Annotated in this window: 25 protein-coding genes; 9 read left to right on the top strand and 16 right to left on the bottom strand. The window is 64.3% G+C overall.

Annotation, left to right across the window (positions count from 1 at the left end):
* Window positions 1–75: 75 nt before the first annotated feature.
* The 7 genes from KBY83_RS02630 to KBY83_RS02600 form a co-directional block, all read right to left on the bottom strand.
* The gene (locus KBY83_RS02630; RefSeq protein ID WP_255018200.1) at window positions 76–384 is read right to left on the bottom strand and encodes a hypothetical protein; all 309 of its coding nucleotides are present in this window, start codon (window positions 382–384) and stop codon (window positions 76–78) included.
* A gap of 72 nt (window positions 385–456) precedes the next feature.
* Complete coding sequence (locus KBY83_RS02625) at window positions 457–582, bottom strand: hypothetical protein (protein ID WP_255018199.1); 126 nt, start codon at window positions 580–582, stop codon at window positions 457–459.
* A 113-nt stretch (window positions 583–695) separates the two neighbouring features.
* Complete coding sequence (locus KBY83_RS02620) at window positions 696–1493, bottom strand: hypothetical protein (RefSeq protein WP_255018198.1); 798 nt, start codon at window positions 1491–1493, stop codon at window positions 696–698.
* Between the two features lie 13 nt (window positions 1494–1506).
* Window positions 1507–2067: a hypothetical protein gene (locus KBY83_RS02615; RefSeq protein ID WP_255018197.1), complete on the bottom strand. Its 561-nt coding sequence runs from the start codon at window positions 2065–2067 to the stop codon at window positions 1507–1509.
* Window positions 2067–2495 carry a hypothetical protein gene (locus KBY83_RS02610; RefSeq protein WP_254993316.1) on the bottom strand — a complete coding sequence of 143 codons (429 nt, stop codon included), beginning with the start codon at window positions 2493–2495 and terminating at the stop codon, window positions 2067–2069. The genes KBY83_RS02615 and KBY83_RS02610 overlap by 1 nt, the downstream gene beginning before the upstream one ends.
* 3 nt (window positions 2496–2498) lie before the next feature.
* Window positions 2499–3440, bottom strand: coding sequence for a major capsid protein (locus KBY83_RS02605; protein ID WP_255018195.1), 942 nt, complete (start codon window positions 3438–3440; stop codon window positions 2499–2501).
* A gap of 83 nt (window positions 3441–3523) precedes the next feature.
* Window positions 3524–3919 (bottom strand): hypothetical protein, encoded by a 396-nt coding sequence (locus KBY83_RS02600; protein ID WP_255018194.1) that lies wholly within the window; start codon window positions 3917–3919, stop codon window positions 3524–3526.
* Between the two features lie 95 nt (window positions 3920–4014).
* On the opposite strand from KBY83_RS02600, the gene KBY83_RS02595 reads away from it, so the two are divergent.
* From KBY83_RS02595 to KBY83_RS02570, 6 genes are all read left to right on the top strand, one after another.
* Window positions 4015–4740: a C39 family peptidase gene (locus KBY83_RS02595; RefSeq protein ID WP_255018193.1), complete on the top strand. Its 726-nt coding sequence runs from the start codon at window positions 4015–4017 to the stop codon at window positions 4738–4740.
* A gap of 10 nt (window positions 4741–4750) precedes the next feature.
* Window positions 4751–5035 (top strand): hypothetical protein, encoded by a 285-nt coding sequence (locus KBY83_RS02590; protein WP_255018192.1) that lies wholly within the window; start codon window positions 4751–4753, stop codon window positions 5033–5035.
* Between the two features lie 40 nt (window positions 5036–5075).
* On the top strand, window positions 5076–5486 hold the full coding sequence (locus KBY83_RS02585) for a hypothetical protein (protein WP_255018191.1): 411 nt from the start codon (window positions 5076–5078) through the stop codon (window positions 5484–5486).
* 569 nt (window positions 5487–6055) lie between these two features.
* Window positions 6056–6526, top strand: a complete 471-nt coding sequence (locus tag KBY83_RS02580) for a DUF2493 domain-containing protein (RefSeq protein WP_255018189.1) — start codon at window positions 6056–6058, stop codon at window positions 6524–6526.
* A 76-nt stretch (window positions 6527–6602) separates the two neighbouring features.
* On the top strand, window positions 6603–7229 hold the full coding sequence (locus KBY83_RS02575; protein WP_255018188.1) for a siphovirus Gp157 family protein: 627 nt from the start codon (window positions 6603–6605) through the stop codon (window positions 7227–7229).
* A gap of 88 nt (window positions 7230–7317) precedes the next feature.
* A complete protein-coding gene (locus KBY83_RS02570; RefSeq protein WP_255018187.1) occupies window positions 7318–8085 on the top strand; it encodes an RAD52 family DNA repair protein in 768 nt (255 codons plus the stop codon).
* 3 nt (window positions 8086–8088) lie between these two features.
* On the opposite strand, the gene KBY83_RS02565 is transcribed toward KBY83_RS02570, so the two are convergent.
* On the bottom strand, window positions 8089–8283 hold the full coding sequence (locus tag KBY83_RS02565) for a hypothetical protein (protein ID WP_255018186.1): 195 nt from the start codon (window positions 8281–8283) through the stop codon (window positions 8089–8091).
* A 100-nt stretch (window positions 8284–8383) separates the two neighbouring features.
* Between KBY83_RS02565 and KBY83_RS02560 the strand changes: the two genes are divergently transcribed.
* Together KBY83_RS02560 and KBY83_RS02555 are read left to right on the top strand one after the other, a co-directional pair.
* Window positions 8384–8668 carry a galactose oxidase gene (locus KBY83_RS02560; protein ID WP_255018185.1) on the top strand — a complete coding sequence of 95 codons (285 nt, stop codon included), beginning with the start codon at window positions 8384–8386 and terminating at the stop codon, window positions 8666–8668.
* Window positions 8665–8874 (top strand): hypothetical protein, encoded by a 210-nt coding sequence (locus KBY83_RS02555; RefSeq protein ID WP_254929450.1) that lies wholly within the window; start codon window positions 8665–8667, stop codon window positions 8872–8874. The genes KBY83_RS02560 and KBY83_RS02555 overlap by 4 nt, the downstream gene beginning before the upstream one ends.
* Here KBY83_RS02555 and KBY83_RS02550 read toward each other — a convergent pair.
* The 4 genes from KBY83_RS02550 to KBY83_RS02535 are packed head-to-tail and all read right to left on the bottom strand — an operon-like array spanning window position 8843 to window position 12614.
* The gene (locus KBY83_RS02550) at window positions 8843–9931 is read right to left on the bottom strand and encodes a DMT family transporter (protein ID WP_255018184.1); all 1089 of its coding nucleotides are present in this window, start codon (window positions 9929–9931) and stop codon (window positions 8843–8845) included. The two genes, KBY83_RS02555 and KBY83_RS02550, sit on opposite strands and share 32 nt — an antisense overlap.
* 39 nt (window positions 9932–9970) lie before the next feature.
* On the bottom strand, window positions 9971–10591 hold the full coding sequence (locus KBY83_RS02545; RefSeq protein WP_255018183.1) for a class I SAM-dependent methyltransferase: 621 nt from the start codon (window positions 10589–10591) through the stop codon (window positions 9971–9973).
* A gap of 29 nt (window positions 10592–10620) precedes the next feature.
* Window positions 10621–11991: an Nramp family divalent metal transporter gene (locus KBY83_RS02540; RefSeq protein ID WP_255018182.1), complete on the bottom strand. Its 1371-nt coding sequence runs from the start codon at window positions 11989–11991 to the stop codon at window positions 10621–10623.
* 41 nt (window positions 11992–12032) lie between these two features.
* Window positions 12033–12614, bottom strand: coding sequence for a hypothetical protein (locus tag KBY83_RS02535; protein ID WP_255018181.1), 582 nt, complete (start codon window positions 12612–12614; stop codon window positions 12033–12035).
* Window positions 12615–12735: 121 nt separating this feature from the next.
* Between KBY83_RS02535 and cadR the strand changes: the two genes are divergently transcribed.
* On the top strand, window positions 12736–13152 hold the full coding sequence (cadR, locus tag KBY83_RS02530; protein ID WP_255018180.1) for a Cd(II)/Pb(II)-responsive transcriptional regulator: 417 nt from the start codon (window positions 12736–12738) through the stop codon (window positions 13150–13152).
* Window positions 13153–13168: 16 nt separating this feature from the next.
* Here the strand turns inward: cadR and KBY83_RS02525 are convergent, their stop codons facing one another.
* The 4 genes from KBY83_RS02525 to KBY83_RS02510 all read right to left on the bottom strand — a co-directional run bounded on the left by KBY83_RS02525 (window position 13169) and on the right by KBY83_RS02510 (window position 17919).
* The gene (locus tag KBY83_RS02525) at window positions 13169–15376 is read right to left on the bottom strand and encodes a cation-translocating P-type ATPase (protein WP_255018179.1); all 2208 of its coding nucleotides are present in this window, start codon (window positions 15374–15376) and stop codon (window positions 13169–13171) included.
* Window positions 15377–15463: 87 nt separating this feature from the next.
* Complete coding sequence (locus tag KBY83_RS02520; RefSeq protein ID WP_255018178.1) at window positions 15464–15874, bottom strand: hypothetical protein; 411 nt, start codon at window positions 15872–15874, stop codon at window positions 15464–15466.
* Between the two features lie 73 nt (window positions 15875–15947).
* Window positions 15948–17411: a multicopper oxidase family protein gene (locus KBY83_RS02515; protein ID WP_255018177.1), complete on the bottom strand. Its 1464-nt coding sequence runs from the start codon at window positions 17409–17411 to the stop codon at window positions 15948–15950.
* A 10-nt stretch (window positions 17412–17421) separates the two neighbouring features.
* Entirely contained in the window at window positions 17422–17919 is a 498-nt protein-coding gene (locus tag KBY83_RS02510; protein WP_255018176.1) for a DUF411 domain-containing protein, read from the bottom strand.
* Window positions 17920–17923: the final 4 nt, after the last annotated feature.

The following is a 17923-nucleotide window of genomic DNA, read 5'->3' as shown; positions in this document are numbered from 1 at the left end:
GGCCTGGTGCTCCTACCTCTCCTTGTGCACCAGCATCACCAGCCGGCCCGGCAAGGTTGAGCGCCTCTAGCCAGCTCATTGGCTCACACCAGAAGATGTGCCGTCTTGGTTTATGGCTGAATCAAGGGAACGGGCCTCAAGGTTTGGATCCAGTTCAGCCAGTGCAATAGCGGGCGCAGAAGCCACTGCCAAAACAGCAAGGTTTCCCCAGCGTCCTTCTGCAGCTACGTAGTACTGCGGCACACCTGCATCAACGCGGAATTCGGTATTACAGGCAGTGCCAGCTGGTCCTGCTTCTCCAGTAGGGCCAGGCTCGCCAGGGGGTCCAGCTACGCCAGGGGGGTCCATCAAGGCCAGCAGGGCCAGGCTCTCCAGGGGGACCATCTATGCCAGTAGGACCCACATCACCAGCTAGGCCGGCCTCTCCAGCCGGGCCACTTTCACCAGCCGGGCCAGCTAGGCCAGCAGGACCCTGCGGACCTGCAGGGCCCACTTCACCTGCAGGACCAATATCTCCAGCCGGACCAGCAGCACCTTGTTCTCCGCTTGCTCCAGCAGCACCTGCAGGACCTTTTGGACCAACAAGGTTCAAGCTCTGGTTCCAGGGCATCAATCAGCTGCAACGTTGCCGCGCGCACCAAGCGGTGCGAATTTGCGTAGCGCACCTAGCGGTGCGACCTGCTCGCTATTGCCGATCAACCCTCCAGCACATAGAAGTTGCCGCTGAGGTTGTCCAGGTAGTAGTCACCTGGATTAGCATCACTGATCGTCAGCGGCGGTGGTCCAGCACCGTTAAACCAGCGCGTACCGCCGCCTGACGGCATGGCCCAGGTGCCATCAGCGCAAAGGAATAGGGAGCTCGAGCCATCGCTGGCTGGCACACCACCAGCACTGCTACCGCCACTCCATCGCGTCAGGCTCCACTGCTGGGTTGTGCTGCCGTCGTAGGCAGCGCCACTTAGGCCAGCGCCAGGGATCAAGGGCAGCACAGAGCCAGGCGCTGTGCCACCACCACCGCCATCGGGAGGTGGCGTGACCTCGGGCTGCCAGATCGGACAGCCCGCCAGGCTCACCAGCAGCGTTGCCGTAACACCGCTGCCGCTTAGCTCTGCTGTGATCGTGTAGTCCCTGCGGCTGATGTAGCCATGGCGCAGCCGGCCATTGCCATCGCCGCCAACTGGCCAGGGCAGGGTCTCCGTCACCCCATCACCCCAGTCCACCGTCACCGAATTGGGTGGCGTGTGGCGTGGGTTGAGCAGCATCTCAATCGGGATCAGCCCGCCCGACTCCGGGCCAGCGGGCTGCCAGCTCAGCTCCAATTCCGCAGCTGGGATTGGCGCACGGCCAAACCCCAGCTGCTCCCAGCGCTGCACCTCATTGGGCGGCACCCACACGGCCTCACCAGGACAGCCAGCAGGTGGCAGCAGGCGGATCAGCTGCGCGCTGATGCCACCACTGCTGATCGCAACGCTGGTGCGGATGGCAATGGTCATCTGCTGATCCTCGTTAAATCAGGGGGTCATCCAGCAGCAGATCTGGCAGCGGCTGCTCAGGTTGTTGTGCCAGTGCAGTGGCCTGCTCCACCAGCTCTGCTTTGGTTTGGCTGCCATCGAGCTCGACGCAATAGACGCTGGAGCAGTGCTCAAGGATCTGCGCCTTGGTCATGGCCTGATAATCAGGCGCTGCTACTGGCGCAGGGGCTGCATCTGGCTTAGGCTCAGCTGCTGGTTCGGGCTCTGGTTCCCAGTCCGCTTCTGGCACTGCTGCTGGTTCAACAGCAGGCAATGGCTGAGCTACTTCTTCTGGCTCCAAGGCGATCAGATCGGTTGGGATGACGCCAGGCAACAGCTCTTCTGGTGTCGCACCGATAGGTGCGTCTGGCAGATCCGCGCCGGGAGTAGGTGCATTCGGTAGATCTGCTGCAGCTTCTTGCAGCTGCCAGCCCAGGCTTTGCCAGCCGCCTAGGTGCACTGGCCAAATAAAGCGGTGCTCTGCTCCAGCACTGATCCGCACCATCCCCTCAGGAATGGCTGGATCACTTAGGTCATGGCGCACAGGAGTCACCATCAAGCAGGAATGGTGGCGGTAAGTCCCACGTGCATCCCCTCTGGGGTCTCGGGGCTCACCTCAGCTTTGGCAAAGCAAACCGCTGGCAGGTCCACATCGGCTAAATCAGCAGCATTGAGCTGGATGTCACGTCCACTGATGAACGCCTCCACCCGCCCGCCTTCTGCTGGTAGTGCAACGGTGGCTGCAACCACCCAGCTACCGGTTGTGCCATCACGCAGCACAGGCGCAAAGGACACCTGAATTTCAACTGCAGCAGCAGAGCCTGGATTACTTGCTACTACCGAAAAGCGTGACGCTGCATCGAGCTTGGTTGTAAGCAGCACCTCTTCTCCAGAGAGGAAGGTGCGCTCCAAGTTGCGTATGGCGCTGCGGTTGGTCCAGCCCACCAGGGTGGTCTCCGCATCAAGCAAGGGATTGCCGTTCATGGCTCAGTTAGCAGGTGTGATGTTGAAGAGGCGGCCAGCAGCGCGGCTTTGCAGCACGGCAAAGCCCACGTACCAATCGACGCGGGTGCGAAACACCGGGGCATCAGGCACCTCGCCCAGGTCCCGCACCGAAATGCCATAGCGACCCTGGAAGGGGCCCTGCAAACCGGTGACGCCTTGATCACCAAAGGTGCAGCAGTAGATCGAGCTGGTGCCGCCCGCCTCGTCGTAACCCATCACCTCAATGCCCTGGGCATCGCGGTCAACCGTGACGAGCTCGCAGTCCTGATAGCGGTGCACCGTCATGCCAAAGGAGTTGGTGCTGGTTTGATACACCCCACCACCAATGGAAGCGCGGGCCAGGGCATTGAGCTGACGGCGCATCGCCTTGCTCATCACCAGCACCTTGCTGCCGCCATAGGCATTCACCGAATCGATCAACTCATCGAGGCGATCGAAATCAAGCGGTGCACCAGGAGCAGTGCTGCCACTCCCACTACCTGCGTTGTCGATTGCCATCGCATCGCCTGGCTGCAGGCGCTTACTGAGGCCGTCAAATGCCCTGGGGTTGGCGCTGCTATCGCCATTGATCACTGTTGCTTCCAAGGTGAGCCGCATGGAGCGCACCTTCATCTCGATCTGGCTGGCACGGGCCTCAGGGCCCATCAGGTCAACAATCGAGCGGTCCACATCCACGTCACCACCAAAGAGGTGCACCGCTTCTGCGCGCTGGTCCACCACGCCATAGCTCTGGGTGTAGCCCTCGTTGACAGCGCGGAAGCCAACAGATGGCAGCTCCTGTTCAGCGGAATAGAACAGACCGCTGCCGGCAATATTCATGAACGGCAGCTGGGCGAGCAGTTCGCCCTCTGAAAACGTCTTGAGCACAGCTAGATGCTCAAGTCGGTTTTCGTATTTAGCTGCCTCGATCAAGGTGAGGCCCATGGCATAGGGGGCAGCGCCCCGGGGAGGTCAGGGGCTATTGCCGACCACCTGGCCCCAGCGGCGCAAACCGTTCTCGCCTCTCCTCAGAGTTGCTCCAGCGGGGTCTGCCGGCCTGGAAGTGTTTCGATCGCTAGTCGTCTGCTGCTCTGGTAGCTCTCGAAAACCAGCACCAGCACCTGGCCGATGAAAGAGCGCGGGCGTTTGCGCTCGCGAGTGGCCGAACTCCAGAGCCGGCGGCTGATCAGCCAGCGCTTGATCGCTTCTGTGAGCCGTCCGCGGCGGCTTGCGAGCCAGAGAGAGCGCTCCAGTTTGTGTCGCCTGAACTTGCGGCGCTGGTGGATCTCATTCATCACGATGCCGTGCAGCTCCCATTCCACAGAGTTGCCACACTTCTCCCTGTAGTGGGCATCGAGCGCCAGCAGCTTCTCGTCGTCGAGATTGCGCGTCAGCTGGCAGTAGAGCTCGTGACTCTCAGGCATGAGGCACATCAACCGACCTATCCGACCTGCTCCACAGTCTGAGCTGAAAGAGGTGGAGTGGCGGGGCGGCAACAGCAAAGGACTGCCCTGCTGCCATGACCACAACCTTTCCTGCCGCCCAGGCACCATTCACAGCTGAGCGCTGGCAGCAGTTTTGGAACGCCTGGAAGGCAGAGCCACAGCAACTCGAGGGCATCGAGCAGTTGCGGCTCGCCGTCATTGCTGCAGACCCAGCGATCCTCACCGAGGCCGCACCCTGGCGCCAGACCTTCTCCTCGACTTCCCCAGCGCCGGCCCATACCAATCCCTTACCGGTGGCCTGGGAAAACCAGAACGACAACGCCTCAGGCACCGGCTACCGGGAGTGCTTCTCCAGTAGCTGCGCCATGCTCGCCCGCTACTGGGGCAAGGTCGGCTCCGACGATGAATACAACGTCATCCGCGCCACGTACGGCGACAGCACAAGTGCAGAAGCCCAGCTCTCAGCGCTGCGCTCACTGGGGCTGACAGCGAACTTCGCGACCAATGGAGATCGAGCAGCTTTGGAGCAGCAGATCAACCTGGGGCGGCCAGTAGCCGTGGGCTGGCTGCATCACGGTTCTGTATCTGCTCCATCAGGTGGGGGCCATTGGAGTGTGGTGATCGGTTTCACCGAGGCGGTTGCCATTCACAACGACCCCAACGGAGAGGCTGATCTAGTCGCTGGTGGTTACACCGCCAACACCAACGGCGCAGGCCAGCACTACAGCTGGAAGAACTGGCAGCCCCGTTGGGAAGCCGATGGCAATGGCACCGGCTGGCTGCTCACCTGCCATCCCTGAGCAGCAGGCCATGACAGAAGCACCGCAGCTGCTGACACCACTGCCGCCACCGCGGCCACCGTTTGATCGTGAGCGCTTTGTCTTTAAGACCCTGGCGGTAGTGATCTGCACTCAGCTTTTGATCTATTCCCTTGCTGCTGGGGTCTGCGGTCAGCGGGCATTGGCGGGCCGGCCAGTTGGTCAGGTATGTCCCGGCACGCTTGAGAAATTGCAGATGGGTTTTGATTCCACCCTCAACCTGCTGCTGGCACTACTGGGCGGTGCGGCGCTGACGAAGGTGGAGCGGCGCTCCTGAGCTCGGCAGCTGGGAGAGTGGGTTTGCACTGCTTGCATCCATGGCCCGCTACACCCTTACCCTTGCGCTGCCAGCTGGTCTCGCAAAGGCAACGGCTGCGGACCTTTCGAGTGCTCTAGGCCAGGCGCTGCTGCAGCTGGGGGCAGAAGTTGTTAAGAGCAGCCGCTGGCAGCTCGTGGCCGACGATGTCACTAATGCAGAAGAACCCATCCGGATGATCTTCTGCTGGAGCCAGCCAGCCAATGCAGAACAAGCTGTTGAAGTGGGCGTGGAGCTAATTAGCCGCGAGCTGAGGGGCAGCGGTGCACCGCGAACACAAGGCGCAATCGACCGTTTGCTCAAGGGACTCAGTGAGCAAGTTCCAGGCCTGCGGGTGCTCAGTGACAGCAGAAGTCCAGTGGCCAAGCTCACTGCATTTAATCCGACAGCAGCACAAGAGCAGAAAGATTGAACGCAGGGCAGGGGAGTTCTGCTCAGGGGCTAGCCCAGCAGCGTTCAAAAGCATGGAGCTAGCGCTAGAGAACACAGCAGTGCTGCGGTCGCCGGCGGCTGCCGTGAACTTGCCACAGCTGAGCTGTGGCTGACGTCAGACAGCCGCCGCCGCCCTCGGTTGGCCTGTGTTGGTGTAATTGGGCCCGGCATCTCTCCCGCGGCTGCGGTGGCTTAGCGGCCAGCTGCCAGTGGCTGGATGTGGTGAGCCCCCAGCTTTGCTCGCGCGGCTGCGCGGGCACTGGTCAATTTTGAGCGGATCTGGTGGTCTTAATTCTTAGTCAGCCGAGGCTGCTGGGCATGGGCTTGCTCTGCGCAGATCGATTGCCATGCAGTGGTTCTACCGGTCTATAAGTGCAGTTGTACTGCTAGAATAAGGGCTGCACCAAAGGCCCCAAGCCCATCGCCTGCGGTAATCCAATTCCCTGATCTCGCCAGCACTGCCGCTTTTCTTTTTGCGGCGTGTTGCCCCGATTGGTTGTCACCTCTGGCAGCTGAATCATGGATCTTTGTATTCCTTGTGGGCCCGCAGTGGCTCCGTTCCATTCGCTTGTGATCGCGGCCGGAGGCGGTCGTGATCTGGCCTGGCCCCAGCAGCGGGTTGCCGCTGAGCTGCTTGCTCGTAGTAGAGGCCGGCTGGTGCATCTGCTCCTCCACGGCGGCGCCCGCGGCGCTGATGCTGCCATTGGCCGCGCTGCCCAGCAGCTGGGCTGGTCAGCTCTGGTGATGCCGGCCCAGTGGCAGCTCCACGGCCGGGCCGCTGGTCCGATTCGTAATCGCGAGCTGCTTGAGCAGGCCGTTGCTCGCGCTGTTGCTCACAGCTCTCCTGGCTGCCTCCCCTCAGTGCTGGTAGTCGCCTTCCCCGGTGGTGCCGGCACGGCCTCGCTGGTCAGAGAAGCCCGCCGCATGGCTTGCCGCTCACCTGTCCCGATTGCTGTGGTCGAGGTCAGCCCAGCTGGCGGGCGGTGCGCTGTTCCTGTTGCTGCCATCGCTCTCAGCTGATTTCGCAGCAGAAGCTTTCTGGCCTCTGTGGCGCCTGCCTGCACGTCCCGTTTCCTATTCGTCCGCTTTCACCGTCATGCCTGTTCTCACTCCCATTCCCGCCGCCATTCCTGTCGTCGATTCGGCTCCTCCAGTGGCAGGCCCTGTCTGCTCCTTGCAGCGATCCGGTTCCCTTTGGCAGCTGGGCAGCGAGGCCCAGGAGCTCACCACCGCTATCGGCCAGCTAGCCGAGCAGCTGGAAGCTGATGATCCCGAGCAGCGCGCTCTGGCCTTGGCTGAGCTGGAGGCCGCCCTGCTGGCAGAAGAAGGCAATAAAGCTGCCCTCTCCGCTAAGGCAGATGCCACCTGCTGGGTGATCGAGCACCTGCGCGGCCAGGCCGCCTACCGGCAGCAGCAGGCCAAGCGGCTTGCCGATCTTGCCCGTAGTGATTCAGGCCGGGCTGATGCCTTGGAGGAATCGCTGATCTTTGTCCTCACCCAGCTGCAGCCAGCGGCTACGCGTTTCTCCTTTCCCGATCACGAGCTCAGCAGCCGCAAGTCCCAGGCCGTGGTGATCGACGACGAGCAGGCCCTCGATGCCGAGTGGCTCACTTTCTCCACCACCAGCAAGCCGGACAAGAACGCCATCAAGGAAGCCCTCAAAGCCGGCCACCAGATCACCGGCGCTCAGCTGCTCAACCGCCGCTCCTGGCGCATCCACTGAGGGGGCAGAGCCCCCTCGATATGGGTCTGTTGCAGTGGCGGGCCCATACCCCTCCCACCCAAATCACCTCTCACCTCGCAGTATTCCCATGTCCACCGCTGTCTTCTCTCCCGAGCAGATCGCTGCCCTTTCCGCTCCACTCGATCGCGCCAAGGTCCAAACCCGCAGCCAGGCCGGCCGCTCCCTGGCCTACCTGGAGGGGTGGCAAGCGATTGCCGAGGCCAACCGCATCTTTGGCTTTGACGGCTGGCAACGCGAAACCATTGCCGTGCAGTGCGTCTCTGAGCGGGAACGCACCCTGGGCAGCAGCAACCGTGCCGGCTGGGGTGTCACATACACAGCCAGGGTGCGCATCCGCGTTGGGGAGGTGATCCGGGAAGGCAGCGGCGCCGGCCATGGCATCGACGTCGATCTGGGCCAGGCCCATGAATCAGCCCTCAAGGAAGCCGAAACCGATGCCATGAAGAGAGCTCTGATGACCTTTGGCAATCCGTTTGGTCTGGCGCTCTACGACAAGCAGCAGCGTGAGGTCACCAGCTCTGCAGCACCTAGGCCGGTGCCAAGCGCCAACCCCAGCAGCAGGCCAGCAGAAGTGGTGCCTGGGCGCCAGCTCCAATCCCCTGCGCAGCCAGAGGTAGACCCAAGCCTTGATCCGCTTGATCCAGGCACGATTCACCAGCTACACAGCACCATTCGCTCCTTGCCACGCCCGGCACTAGAAGGTCTCACCAAGGCCTTCCGCAAGCGCTTTCAGGTGCCGCCAGATGCACTCTCAATTGCTGATCGGATCTGCCAGCGCCGGCATCACGAATGGATTGAGGCCTTCCTTGTGCAACACCAGCAACTAGTGGCCTGAGCCTCAGCGCTGCAGCAACCAGCGCAGCAGCGACAGGCCGATGATCAGCCCGATGCCGGTGTTCCAGAGCCAGGACGGACGCTCGGCCAACCGCTGCAGCCAGGCCGGCAGCTGATCACGCCACTCCTCCATCGCCAGCACCGCCAGCAGCAGCAGGACTAGGGGGATGCCGATGGCCAGAACAAGTTCGCGCAACATCGGCCCTTATCCGCTGAGCGCACCGTATCGAGGGCGCAAGGGGAAGGCAGCAAAGCCCCCCCAAACGTGCTAGTACAAGCGTACGCATTGGCCATGATTCATGGGTGCCTCTCTCCCCCGACCCGCAGCGCTGAATGCCCGGCTTGATACCCCTATCGAGGAGTGGCCTTACCTCGATGAGGGCGTGCTGCTCAAGACCCGCAGCCGCAAGGTCTGCATGACCTGCCATTGGTTTAGGCACCACGCCGGGGTGAACTGCATCCCGGTGCTCACCTGCCAGCTGCACCAGGGGCTGATCGCCCATGGCGAGCACCTCACCAGCCGCTGCCAGGGCTGGACGGAGGATATGACCCGTCAGCGGGGCTGGGCGCCGGAAGTGGCATGACAGCTGCTGCCAGCCGGCGTCCACCGCTCACCCCCAAGGAGGGTTGGCTGATCCAGGGCGGCCAGGTGCTGTACTTTCGCCCGACTCGCTGGGAGCGCACCAATCAACGGCTGGAGCTGATCAGCCCAGATCTGGCCATTGATCAGGATCTGAGGCGTAGGCAGAGCGGACGGCTCAGTGCTGATGGCGGTGGTGCACGTCGCTGACGTGGGGGTGCTCGTGGACCAGCGGGTCATGGCGGTGCCGATGGCTGTGCCAGAAGGGTTGGCCTGGCTCGAGGTCAGCGAGATCCTCCGGTCGGTGGGGATGAAGGTGGTGCGCATCGCCTTCTACAGGGGCATGGAAGTGGCGGTGCTGGTGATCGAGTTCGGCATGGCGGTGCCAGTGGCCGTGGCTGGATCGCAGCAACAAGCCTGTGCTGAGCGCCATGGCGACCGCCGCCAGCAGCAGCGATGGACTGAGAGGTGAACCCAGCAGAGCCACCGCCACCAGAGTGCCAAGGAAGGGAGCGGTAGAGAAGACCACGGCTTCCCTGGCGGCCCCCAGAGCGGCCAGGGCCACCATGTCGAGCCAGATCGAGACGCCATAGCCCAGGCTGCCGATGCCAAGCAGGGCGGCACTCATCCAGGCGAACGGAATGGCATGCCCTTGCAGATTGGCCACGGCCAGCATCGGCACGGCAGCCCCGAGGGCCTTGGCGGCGGAGATCTGCAGGGGGTTGCGCAGGCTGAGGCGCTGGGAGAGGTTGTTGTCGATGCCCCAGCACAGGCAGGCCATGGCAATCCACAGCACGCCCTGCCACTGGCTGCCGCCCAGGGGACCCGCCGAGAGCACCAAGGCGCCGCTGAGCGTGAGCGCGGCCGCCGCCCAGCCTTCCCGGCCGAGATGCTCCTTCCCCACCCCCACAGCGATTAGCACCGTGAATACCGCCTCAAGGTTGAGCAGCAACGCCGAGGCCCCCGGGGTGAGCAGCGCCAAGCCCTTGACCAGGGCGATCGGACCGGCGATGCCGCCCAGCAGGGTGATCAGCCCCAGCAGGGGGAGATCACCCTGCTGGATCGGAGCGTGGCGGCTGGTCGGGGCCTCGGCCAAGGCCAGGGGCAACAGCACCAACGCCGCACCGGCATAGAGCAGACCCGCCACGAGCACGGGAGAAGCCCCGTGGCTGAAGCTGCCGATCAGCGGAGCGCTGGAGCCGAACAGGGCGGCAGCAAGCAGGCCCGACAGCCAGCCGCGGCGCTGTTCTCGCGTCTGGGTGGTCATCAGGAGTACCACAGCAACCGGACGGGCTCCATTACAAAACTATGGGGAAGTCCGCTGGAATCGACAGGACAGAAAGTGTTGCTCCGCGCCGCCTGGTGTGCGATGGCTGAACTGCTCATAGCCGAGCAAAAAAAATGCAGTTCCCAAGGTTTCCTGGAGCCTCTCAGGGCTGTACCGCACCACAGGCAAGCCACTGCAAGTGGTGGGGCCATCTTCTGCAAAGGTTGCCAGGAGCAGAGTGCCACCAGGCTTGAGCGCCTGCAGTACGGCCCGGACATAGGCCTGCTGATCGGCCGGGCTGGTGAGGAAATGAAACACCGCCCTGTCATGCCAGACGTCATAGGCATGGGCGGGCAGGGTGGCCGTGAGGATGTCGGCCTCCAGCCACTGCCCCGCAGCGGCGCGTGCGCCAAGCCGCTCTCTGGACACGGCCAGTGCCGCGCCGGAAAGGTCCAGAACCGTGATCCGTTGATAGCCAAGGTTCAGGAGGTCATCCACAAGCGTGGAGGCCCCGCCGCCCACATCAATGATCGCCGCATCCAGTGGTAGGCCGGCTGCCTGAAGCAGCCGGAGTGAGTCATCGGCATGGGCTTGATACCAGCTCAACGACTCAGGGGCCTTGGTGGTGTAGATCGTCTCCCAGTGGTTTTTGCTCGTCATGGGCCGACGCAGAAGCTGCTGTCAACAGTTCAGCCGCCCCGCAGCACCGCGCTGAGCAAGGAGAGGTTGATCATCACAATCACACTGGCGCAGAGCCAGCCCATGGCCTGCTGCCAAAGCGGCGCCCGCAGCTCGCCCATCAGGCCGCGTCGCCCGCAGAACCACACCAGCGGGATCACCGCGAAGGGCAACTGCAGCGACAGCACCACCTGGCTCAGCACCAGCAGATTGGTGGTGGCCCGTTCCCCGAACAGGATCACCGTGGCCATCGCCGGGATCAGGGCGAGGCCTCGGGTGAGCAGCCGCCGTTTCCAGTCCGGCAGCCGGATCTGCAGGAACCCCTCCATCACGATCTGGCCGGCCATGGTGGCGGTGAGCGTCGAGCTCTGGCCAGCCGCCAGCAGGGCCACCCCGAACAGCACGCTGGCGAGCGAGGTGCCCAGCATCGGCGTCAGCAGCCGGTAGGCCTCGCTCAGGTCCGTGACCGGCTGCGGTAGCCGTCCGTAGAAGCTGCCGGCGGCCAGCACCAGGATCGAGACATTGATCAGAAAGGCCAGGCTGAGGGCGATCAGCGTGTCCCAGGTGCTGAAAGCCAGGGCCCTGCGCTGTGTCCCCTGGCCGCCGTCCCAGCGGCGGGATTGCACCAGCGAGGAGTGCAGGTAAAGGTTGTGGGGCATCACCGTGGCGCCGAGAATGCCGGCGGCCAGAAACAGCTGCTGCCCGTCCCTGAGGCTCGCTGACTGGGGAAGAAAGCCCTGGCCCACCTGGCCCCAGTCGGGCTGGAGCAGCAGCATCTCCACCGCGAAGCAACCGCCCACCAGAGCCACCAGGGCGATCACCAGGGCCTCCAGCCTGCGGATCCCGAAGCGCTGCAGCGCCAGCAGCAGAAGGGTGTCGGCGGCCGTGAGCCCCACCCCCCAGAGCAAGGGGAGGCCAAAGAGCAGCTGCAGGGCGATGGCGCTGCCCACCAGCTCGGCCAGGTCGCAGGCAATGATGCCCACCTCGGCCAGCAGCCAAAGGGGAATGCGGCAGAACCGCGGCAGCAGCTGGCTGCAGGCCTGGGCCAGATCGAGTCGCGTGGCGATGCCTAGCCGGCAGCAGAGCGATTGGAGCAGCATCGCCATCAGGCTGGAGAGACCGATCACCCACAGCAGGCGGTAGCCAAACTGGGAGCCGGCCGCCAGGTCGGTGGCCCAGTTGCCCGGATCCATGTAGCCCACGGCCACCAGGTACCCGGGACCGAGAACCCGCAGGAAGGTGCGCAGGGTGCCGAGTCCGGCGGGCACCTCCACGGCCTGCGCGTCGTTGCGAGCGGCGGTGCCGAGCGGTGCATCAGGCATGAAGCGACGCCAGCGAAGTTGGAGGGTAAGGCGAGGGTGGCTGCGATCCTGCTTGGGCATGGCTGGCATGAGCCCACCCTGGGGAAGGGATCACCGCCAGCTCAGAAGTCGCGAGGACCTGTGTAGCCACTGAGATCAGCGAGGGTATTCAGTGGCTTGACGCCCGAATCCACGACGCCCTTGATCTGCCAGCTGGGATAGCCCTGAACCCCCTGCTGCTTGCACAGCTGCGCCTGGCTGTTGGCGCCGTCCTCCGCGCATTCGATCACTAGGAGCTTGGCGGCTGCCTCCTTGCCGAAGGCCTCCTTCTGGTCATGGCAGTGGGGGCACCAGTACGCCGTGAACACCCGGGCGCCGACGCTGCTCAGATGCTCCGCCAGGGCAATCTTGGCCGGCGAACTGGCGCTGATGACAGCTGGAGCCGCCCGTCCGCTTTGAGCGAAAGGCTGGTCCGCCGATGCTGCCCAGCCCAGCCCCAGCAGACCAACAAGAAGGACTGTCATCACTCCGCGAAAGATCAGTTGGCTGCTGCCGATCCAACCCCAGCGCTTGGCGGTGATCGAGCCGGTGTCGATCAGGCCGATCGTGGCGAGCACGGCCATGGTGAGGCGCACCCAGGACCGGCCTGACTCCTTGCCGGCCCGACGGCTGGAGAGCGGTTTGGTTCGCGTCGCGCTGCTCACAGGCTGAGAGAAGGTTGGAGATACCGCCATTGAAAAGCCTGAAGTAGCTTCAGGGTCAAGGGTCTAGCGTTGTGGCATGGAGTTTTGCCCGCTCGACTTGCCAACCCAAAGGGATGAATCCATGCAGATCGGCGAGTTGGCACGGTCCACCGGGGTGAAGATCGAAACCATCCGCTATTACGAACGCGAGCACTTACTGCCGGTGCCGCAGCGCACCGATGGCAACTACCGCCTCTATTCGCCGCGGCATGTGGAGCAGTTGCGCTTCATCCGCTACTGCCGAAGCCTGGATATGAGCCTGGAGGAGGTGCGCATCCTGATTGAGGCGCGGGACGCACCAGCCGGGAGCTGCCGGACAGTGAACGCATTGCTGGACGAGAAGACGGCCGAGGTCGATGCGCGGGTAGATGAGCTGCGCCAGCTTCAGCATCAGTTGCGGAACCTCAGAGGGCTTTGTCCGCAACCTGATGAGGTGAAGACCTGCGCCATCCTCATGGAATTGAACCGATCGGCTCGCATCGACAAGGCTCAGATCTGATCGTTTCTGACCACACTCAGCCCCTGATCTTGCCAAGCGTGGGGGTGCGGAGCAGGCGAAGTCCATTGGCGATCACAATCAGGCTGGTGCCCATGTCCGCAAACACCGCCATCCACATCGTGGCATTTCCGGCCACGGTTAGCACCAGGAAAAGGCCCTTGATTCCCAGCGCCAGCGCAATGTTCTGGCGCAGGATTCGGAAGGTGCGGCGAGAGAGGACGATCGTTTCCGGTACCCGCATCAGATCGTCGTTCATGATCACCACATCAGCGGCTTCGATGGCGATGTGGGTGCCTGCGGCCCCCATCGCAAAGCCGATGTCCGCCTGGGCCAGGGCCGGCGCATCGTTGATGCCATCGCCAGCCATGGCCGCGAATCCATAGCGGGCTTGCAGATCGGCTACTGCTTCCAGCTTGTCCTGGGGCAGCAGGTTGCTCTTCACCTCATCGATGCCGGCCACGGCTGCGATCGCAATGGCGGTGGCTGCGTTGTCGCCGGTGAGCATCACCGGAGTGACGCCGAGGGCCCGCAGGGCGGACATGGCGGCCGCGGAGCTGGGCCGCACGGTGTCGGCGACGGCGATCAGGGCGAGCACGCCGCTGTCATCCGCCAGCAGGCTGAGCGAGCGGCCCTGGCGCTCGTGGACCTCCATCGTTGCTTCCAGTTCGCTGGAGCAGAGCCCCAGCTCCTCGATCCAGCGGTGGTTCGCCAGCATCAACGGCCGCCCCGCGATCAGGCCGCGCACCCCGCGCCCCGGCAGGGCCTCGAAGGCCTCCACGGCCAGCCGCTCGCCATCGAGGCCTGCGGCCATGGCCCGCGACACGGGATGGTCGGAGCGCTCCGCCAGGCTGCTGGCCAGCTGTTGTAGAGCGCCAGCGTCTGCCCCTTTTTGCCAAGGGGAGAAAGCCACCAACTTGGGTTGCCCGAGGGTGATCGTGCCGGTCTTATCGAGCGCCAGCACCTTGATCTTGCGGGCCTCCTCGATATACAGGCCGCCTTTGATGATGATGCCGCGACGGGCGGCGGTGGCCAGGCCGCTCACCACCGTGACCGGGGTGGCGATCACCAGCGCGCAGGGGCAGGCGATCACCAGCAGCACCAGGGCCTTGTAGATCGCCTGGAGTGGGGTGAACCCCAGCAAGGGCGGCGCCAGCAGGGCAACGGCAAGGGCCACCACGAACACCGCCGGGGTGTAGCGGGCCGCAAAGCGATCGACGAAGCGCTGGATCGGGGCGCGGGAGGCCTGGGCTTCTTCCACGGCCTGGATGATGCGCGCCAGGGTGCTGAGCGAAGCAGGCGCCGTCACCTGGATCTGGAGGGCGCCGCCCTGGTTGATCGTGCCCGCAAACACCGCATCACCTGGGCCTTTGTCCACCGGCAGGCTTTCGCCGGTGATCGGGGCCTGGTTGATCGCACTCTCGCCGCTGAGCACCGTGCCATCGAGCGGCAGCCGTTCCCCTGGGCGGACACGCACCACATCGCCGATGGCCACAGCACTGGCGGACACGCGTTGCCAGCGGCCATCGCTCTGGCGGATCTCCGCCTCATCGGGGGCCAGGGCCATCAGGCTGGTGATCGCCTGGCGGGCCCGCTCCACCGCCCGCGCTTCAATCGCCTCGGCCACGGCATAGAGCGCCATAACCATGGCGGCTTCCGGGAAGCGGCCGATCAGGAAGGCGCCCGTGACCGCCACGCTCATCAGCGCATTGATGTTCAGTCGGCCTTGGCGCAGGGCCGCGAGGCCCTTGCGAAACACGGAGAAGCCCGCCAGGGCGATCGCGGCGATGGCGATCCCGATCTCCAGCAGTTCATGGCCCGGGTAGGCGGGAACGACCAGATGCATCAATTCCGCTGTGATCGCCAGCGCCAGGGAGCCCGCCAGGCGGAGCCGTTCACGGCGCCGTTCGGCGCGGGTCTGGTCGGCGGACGGCCGCTGATCGGGGCTGATCGGCTCCGGGCTGAACCCCAAACGGCGGATCGCATCAAGGGCGGAGCTCAGCGCGGCCGCTTCGGCATCGATCGCTAGAACGCGCTCGGCCAGCAGGAACCTCAGGCCGCGGATGCCGTCGACACCAGCGAGGGCATGGCGGATCTCGCCTTCCTCCGTGGCGCAATCCATCGCGCTGATCCTGAACAGCACTTCCGTACCGACGACCGGCTGCGGCGCCGTACTTGCTCCAGCCGTCTGCCCGCCGTTTTCGCTATTGCAGCAAGTTTCCGCCATGGTCCTGTCATCCAGACCCCAGCAAACAGCCTGTAGTCACTTCAGGGTCAAGGGCCTAGGCGGCACCAGGTGGCCGCAGGCTGTTAATCAACGCAGCTGGGGACACTCCCGATCCCGCAACGGCTGCATCAGCTCATCGGCTTGCCGGGCCAGCTTGGCTCCAGCCGTTGTGTAGAACTTGAACCGCTGGCGGTTGACGTAGAGAACCCGCTGGCTGCGCAGCAGCTGTTCTTCCGCCTTGTGGCGGCAGTCGAGCAGAGCCTGATAGTCGATGGTCAGCTCGTTGCGATCGTTTGCATTGGCCCCATCGACCTGCTGGCTGAGGACCGGGCAGATCCGCTCACGGATGGTTCGAACCAAAGCGATTTCGGCCTTCATGGCCTGCTCCGCCAGGGTATTGCGTTGATCCAGCAGGATCCGACACGCCTCCAATTCAGCCGCCATCCCCGGAGCTACCAGCCAGCAGCAGGCCAGCGTGAGAGACAGGAAGTGGCGCATGAACGGATGGGTTCGAGTCCTGTGTCTTTGGCAACTATGGGGGTGATCATCTTGAGCTGAGTCAGACCATCCGCTATTCGATCTGCAGTACCCCCATCAGCCCCAGATCCTCGTGGTCGAGGTTGTGGCAGTGGTAGACGGTGCGGCCCGGAAAATCCCGGAAGCTCACCCGAAGGCCCACCTCCTCGCCCGCTCTTACCAGCACGGTGTCCTTCCAGCGGCGCTGGGCTTCAGGGCGGCCATCACGGCTGATCACCTGGAAGGGATTGATGTGCAGATGGAAGGGGTGATCCATCACGTCGTCATTGACGATCAACCAGTCTTCCGTGCTCCCGAGGGCAACACGGGTATCAATGCGATCGGGATCGAAGGACTGGCCATTGATCACGAAGCCCATGCCCCCGGCGCCCATGCCCCCCATGCCGTGTTGCATGCCGCCCATTCCCATCCCCATGGCATGGGCCAGGGAGAAGCGGCGCGTGCGCTCTGGCTGCGGCAGGGCCGGCACGGGAATCAGGGTTTTTGGGAGTGGCAGCGTCGCCACTGATCCGGCGTAGTTGAGGATGGCCAGGGTTCGGGGACCCTCCTCAGCGGCGGTCATGCCCATGTGGCCACTGCGCTGGTAGGGCATATTGAGCAACCGATAGGTGCCGGGGGTCTGGTTCCCTTGCACCAGCACATCCGCCCGCTCGCCAGGGGCCAGCAGCAGTTCGTCGAGGGACTCAGGCGTGGCGATCGCGCCGCCATCGGTGGCGATCAGCACCATCCGGTGCCCTTCCAGGGCGAGGCGGTAGATGCGGGCATTGGAAGCATTCAGCAAACGGAGCCGCAGCAGACCGCCGCTGGGGATCGCCAGGCCGGGATTGAGCTCCCCGTTCACCGTCAGCAGGGGGCCTTCCCGGCCGAGCATGCGCCCCATGCCCATGGCGGTTTCCTGGCCGGAAGCACTGGCGAAATCCTTTAGCACCAGCACGGTTTCGCTGGCCGCCGCCACTTCCGGAATCCCGTCGAGATCGCCTCGCACCAACAGGGCACTGCCGAGACCGCCGAACACCTGATCGGCCGAGAGGCCGTGCCGGTGGGGGTGGAGATAGAACAGCCCGGCCGGATGGTCCTTGGCGATCGTGAAGGTATAGGTGCTGGAGCCACCGGGCGGCACGCTCAGGAAGACGTTGTCGCCCGCTCCGGTGGGGGGGATGTGGAGCCCATGGAAGTGCAGGTTGGTGGGTTGGTTGAGTTCATTGCGCAGGCGCAGCCGCACCCGATCGCCTGCCCTTACCTCCAGCAGCGGACCGGATAAGCGGCCGTTGTAGGTGAGCAGCTCGGCGGGGCCACCCGGAAGGGTCCCCCGCGTGGCCTGGGCCACCAGTTCCAGATCGGCTGCCCCCCCTCGTGAGACAAGCCGCGCCGCACCAACAGGCTGGCTCCGAGAGGCATTGCGCTGCTGCCAATCCCAGAGACTGGATGCGCCTACGGCCGTGCCCAGTCCGGCGAGGCCCAGTCCCAGCATCTGCCGGCGCCGAAGGGGAGTGGTCATGGTTGGGTTCTCACTTGGCGTGCTGGGAGAAGCTGCTGATGGCTCCGGTCCGCGTGAAGGCCATCACCGTGAACGCCTCCTTGCCGTAGGCCGATTCCATGCCTGGGGAGCCCAGGGGCATCCCCGGAAGGGCGAGTCCCGCCACGGGCGGCCGTTTCTGCAGCAGCCGCTTCACATCGGCGGCAGGAACGTGCCCCTCAAGGGCAAAACCAGCCACTTCGGCGGTGTGGCACGAGGCCAGTCGAGCGGGAACCCCCAGGCGTCGCTTGACGACGCCGACATCGGCGACCACGAGATCGCGCACCTGGAAGCCATTGGCGCGCATGTGCTGCACCCAGCCTTTGCAGCAACCGCAGCTCGCGGATCGGTATGCGGTGACCGGCATCAGGGCTGGAGCTTTGGCGCGTGCCGGGAGCGACCCGCCCGCTGAGAGACCGGCAGCAGCAGCGCCGAACCCCAGCAGCAGGCCCAGGAACCGCGAATGACCGCGGAAAGATGTCGAGTTCATGGCC

The organism is Cyanobium sp. WKJ7-Wakatipu (genome assembly GCF_024345355.1).
Lineage (GTDB): Bacteria > Cyanobacteriota > Cyanobacteriia > PCC-6307 > Cyanobiaceae > Cyanobium_A > Cyanobium_A usitatum.
The sequence above is the reverse complement of the archived record's forward strand: the minus strand, read 5'-3'. Positions and strand labels throughout refer to the sequence as shown.

Coding starts and splice junctions, on each gene's coding strand:
- KBY83_RS02630 (WP_255018200.1), bottom strand. CDS start 384: ATGGTCCCCCTGGAGAGCCTGGCCCTGCTGGCCTTGATGGACCCCCCT.
- KBY83_RS02620 (WP_255018198.1), bottom strand. CDS start 1,493: ATGACCATTGCCATCCGCACCAGCGTTGCGATCAGCAGTGGTGGCATC.
- KBY83_RS02615 (WP_255018197.1), bottom strand. CDS start 2,067: ATGGTGACTCCTGTGCGCCATGACCTAAGTGATCCAGCCATTCCTGAG.
- KBY83_RS02610 (WP_254993316.1), bottom strand. CDS start 2,495: ATGAACGGCAATCCCTTGCTTGATGCGGAGACCACCCTGGTGGGCTGG.
- KBY83_RS02605 (WP_255018195.1), bottom strand. CDS start 3,440: ATGGGCCTCACCTTGATCGAGGCAGCTAAATACGAAAACCGACTTGAG.
- KBY83_RS02600 (WP_255018194.1), bottom strand. CDS start 3,919: ATGCCTGAGAGTCACGAGCTCTACTGCCAGCTGACGCGCAATCTCGAC.
- KBY83_RS02595 (WP_255018193.1), top strand. CDS start 4,015: ATGACCACAACCTTTCCTGCCGCCCAGGCACCATTCACAGCTGAGCGC.
- KBY83_RS02590 (WP_255018192.1), top strand. CDS start 4,751: ATGACAGAAGCACCGCAGCTGCTGACACCACTGCCGCCACCGCGGCCA.
- KBY83_RS02585 (WP_255018191.1), top strand. CDS start 5,076: ATGGCCCGCTACACCCTTACCCTTGCGCTGCCAGCTGGTCTCGCAAAG.
- KBY83_RS02575 (WP_255018188.1), top strand. CDS start 6,603: ATGCCTGTTCTCACTCCCATTCCCGCCGCCATTCCTGTCGTCGATTCG.
- KBY83_RS02570 (WP_255018187.1), top strand. CDS start 7,318: ATGTCCACCGCTGTCTTCTCTCCCGAGCAGATCGCTGCCCTTTCCGCT.
- KBY83_RS02565 (WP_255018186.1), bottom strand. CDS start 8,283: ATGTTGCGCGAACTTGTTCTGGCCATCGGCATCCCCCTAGTCCTGCTG.
- KBY83_RS02560 (WP_255018185.1), top strand. CDS start 8,384: ATGGGTGCCTCTCTCCCCCGACCCGCAGCGCTGAATGCCCGGCTTGAT.
- KBY83_RS02555 (WP_254929450.1), top strand. CDS start 8,665: ATGACAGCTGCTGCCAGCCGGCGTCCACCGCTCACCCCCAAGGAGGGT.
- KBY83_RS02550 (WP_255018184.1), bottom strand. CDS start 9,931: ATGACCACCCAGACGCGAGAACAGCGCCGCGGCTGGCTGTCGGGCCTG.
- KBY83_RS02545 (WP_255018183.1), bottom strand. CDS start 10,591: ATGACGAGCAAAAACCACTGGGAGACGATCTACACCACCAAGGCCCCT.
- KBY83_RS02540 (WP_255018182.1), bottom strand. CDS start 11,991: ATGCCCAAGCAGGATCGCAGCCACCCTCGCCTTACCCTCCAACTTCGC.
- cadR (WP_255018180.1), top strand. CDS start 12,736: ATGCAGATCGGCGAGTTGGCACGGTCCACCGGGGTGAAGATCGAAACC.
- KBY83_RS02525 (WP_255018179.1), bottom strand. CDS start 15,376: ATGGCGGAAACTTGCTGCAATAGCGAAAACGGCGGGCAGACGGCTGGA.
- KBY83_RS02520 (WP_255018178.1), bottom strand. CDS start 15,874: ATGCGCCACTTCCTGTCTCTCACGCTGGCCTGCTGCTGGCTGGTAGCT.
- KBY83_RS02515 (WP_255018177.1), bottom strand. CDS start 17,411: ATGACCACTCCCCTTCGGCGCCGGCAGATGCTGGGACTGGGCCTCGCC.
- KBY83_RS02510 (WP_255018176.1), bottom strand. CDS start 17,919: ATGAACTCGACATCTTTCCGCGGTCATTCGCGGTTCCTGGGCCTGCTG.